General features: G+C 56.4%; 2 protein-coding genes. Both read left to right on the top strand.

All coding sequences use genetic code 11. The annotated features are described in order from the left end of the window. Nucleotides 1-196: 196 nt before the first annotated feature. Nucleotides 197-1,942, top strand: a complete 1,746-nt coding sequence (locus ACZ25G_RS09945; protein WP_463682346.1) for an MATE family efflux transporter — start codon at nucleotides 197-199, stop codon at nucleotides 1,940-1,942. 17 nt (nucleotides 1,943-1,959) lie between these two features. Beyond that, nucleotides 1,960-2,988 (top strand): HAMP domain-containing protein (locus ACZ25G_RS09950; protein ID WP_463682347.1); only part of this gene is annotated, 1,029 nt, incomplete at its 3' end.

Below are 2,988 nucleotides of genomic sequence, written 5' to 3' on the forward strand. Positions count from 1 at the left end.
ATCTTTATGGTAAAGAAAACTATGGACCGGGTATCTTACGAGTACGCGGAGGGGCAAAATGTCCTGACCATTGAAAAGCGCTGGTAATATGCGGGGCGTTTTCAGACGTCTTTAAGTTGCTTTTCGCAGCAGCGCATGGGGGAGAGCGAGTCCTCTTGATGCAAGTACCCAAAGCATAGTCAGGAGGGTAATGGGAATGAGATCTCTTTCGCGGGAGACCGTGTTCGTACGAAAATCATTTTACCGCTTTTTTCTGCCCAGCCTGCTGTCCTGCCTGGGCATCGCAGCCGGCGGACTGGCGGACTGCATCTTTGTGGGCAACACGATTGGACCCGTGGGGATGACGGCCATCAGCATCGGCCAGCCAATCTACATGCTGTTCAACACCATCAGCTACTCGCTGTCCATCGGCGGCTCAATTCACTATGCCAACGCCCTCAGTGAAGGCAAAGAGGAGGACGGAAACCGTATCTTTGCCAATGTCCTGCGGACCGACCTCTTTCTCAATGTGATCCTCTGTGCGCTGGGACTGCTGTTTCTCCCGCAGGTACTTACCTTCCTGGGCGCCGGAGCGCCCGGAACCGAGGTCTGGGCCAACAGCGAGGCGCTGGTGCGGGCCCAGCTGCTGCTGGTGCCCGTCATGTTCTGTCAGGGTCCCTTCTACTACTTTGTCAACTGCGACAACGACCCCAAGCTGGCCGCCGTGGCCTTTGTGACCAGCAATACGCTGGATATTCTGTTCAACTACATTTTTGTGGTTCGGCTGGATCTGGGGGTGGCCGGCTCGGTGTATTCCACCGGCGTGGGCGCCGCCGTGCTGATCCTCATCAGCCTCATCCATTTTTTCAAAAAGCGGGGCTGCCTGCGGTTTTGCTGGCCCAAATACCAGCTTGCCTCGGTCATCCGCTCCTTCCGCACCGGCTTTGCAACCTCGGTACAGTATGTTTACCAGCTTATCACCATCCTGGTGTGCAACCATCTGCTGATGTCCATCAGCGGAGAGCTGGGCGTTGCCGTATTCGGCATCGTGTTTAATGTGGCGCTGGTCGCCGCCTCTGTCTATGACGCCGTCAGCATGGCCCTGCAGCCCATGGTGAGCACATTTCAGGGCGAGCACAACCAGGCCAACATCCGCAGCACCCTTCGCCAGGCGTTTCAGGCGGCTATGGCAGCCAATCTGATCATCCTGATCCTGCTGCTGGGTTTCCCGCAGTGGGTCAGCTTTGCCTTTGGCCTGCGCACCCCGGAGGAGCTGGCCATGGGAAGCATGGCGATCCGCATCTACGCGCTGTGCGTGATCCCCTCGGGGATTAACATGGTGCTGACCTACTACTATCAGGCTTTGGGTCGGGAGTTCATTAGCTATTTCCTTTTTACCCTGCGCTCCTTTGTGTTTTTTCTGCTGTTCAGCCTCCTGTTCAGTCTGGGCGGCGTGGAGCTGTTTTGGTGGACCTATCCCTGCATGGAGCTGGCCGCCCTGGCAGCGCTGTGCCTTTACAATTGCCGAAAAAGATCCTGGGCCTATCTGGACCAGGGGGACGGCCGAGTATTCAGCGCGTTTGTGGAAAACCAGGGGGCCGACCTGGGCGCCCTTGGAGAGCAGATCTCCACCTATCTGAAGGGAATCGAGGCCACCTCCGTACAGCGCTATTTTGCCGCTATCGCAGTGGAGGAGGTGTGCGCCGTGATCCTGAGCCGGGCGCCTTTGGGGGAGGCGGGCTATATCCAGTTTACCATTGTGCCTCATGAGGACGGCACCCTGACGCTCCATCTCCGGGACAACGGAAAGGCGTTCAACCCCTTCGATCTGGATACCGACTCCATTGACCTGGAAGGCGGCGCGGGCCTGGATACACTGGGGATCAAAATCATCAAGGAAAAAGCCAAGGAGTTTTTTTACCGCCGGTATGCCGGGTTTAATACACTGGTTGTACGGGTGTAATGCGGGGAGGATTGGATATGAGGCCAAAGGTGAAATTTTCCCTGGGGAAAAAGCTGACGGTACTGATCATTTTGTTGAGTGTGACCCTGAGTCTTGTGTCAATTTTTGTAAGCTACAAAATTTTCAGTTCCACCATGACGGATTATTATGTGCGGCTCGGCACCAACCTGGTTCGTACGCTGGCCAGTCAGCTGGATGCGGATGAGCTGGATCGCTACTACGCCACCGGAGAAGTGGATGACGCCTATTATGTCACACAGAATTTCATTCGGGATATGGCAGACAACAACGATGTGGAGTACCTCTATGTGGTCCGTCCCCACGGGACGGGAGTAACCTTTCTTTTTGACTCGGATATGGATGTGGATACAGACGGAAGCTATTCCGAAGGCGGGTATTGCGCACTGGGTTCCTATGTGGATCTGGTAGGCGCATTTGCGGAAAATCTCGACAACCTGCTGGCAGGACTTCCGGTGGAACCAATTATACAGTGGGATGAGAGCTACGGCTGGCTGATGACCGCCATGACCCCCGTGCTGCATCCGGATGGAAGCATGGCCGGTTATGTGATGGCAGATATCAGCATGAACGAGGTCATGAGTACACAGCGGGACTTCCTGCTGGTTCTGGCAACCCTGCTCACCGCTTTGACGGTCGTCTTTATTCTCCTCTTCCTCTTTGTGACCCGGAGGCAGGTGATCCGCCCCATCGATCTGCTGACCCAGGCAACGGCGGCTTTCATCCAGAATAACGAGACGGAGCTGGCGGCCGGGACGGCTACCGTCAACGTGCCGGAAATTCGCACCAGGGACGAGCTGGAGCTGCTGGCAAACGCATTCCAGAAGATGCAGGAGGATATGATCTCCTACATCCGCAGCTTTATGGCGGTCACGGCGGAAAAGGAGCGCATCGGCGCGGAGCTGAACGTGGCCACCCAAATCCAGGCAGATATGCTGCCCCGGATTTTCCCCGCCTTCCCCGAGCGCAGGGAATTCGACATCTACGCCGGCATGACCCCCGCCAAGGAGGTGGGCGGCGACTTCTAC

The sequence above is a fragment of the Zongyangia sp. genome (genome assembly GCF_965361945.1).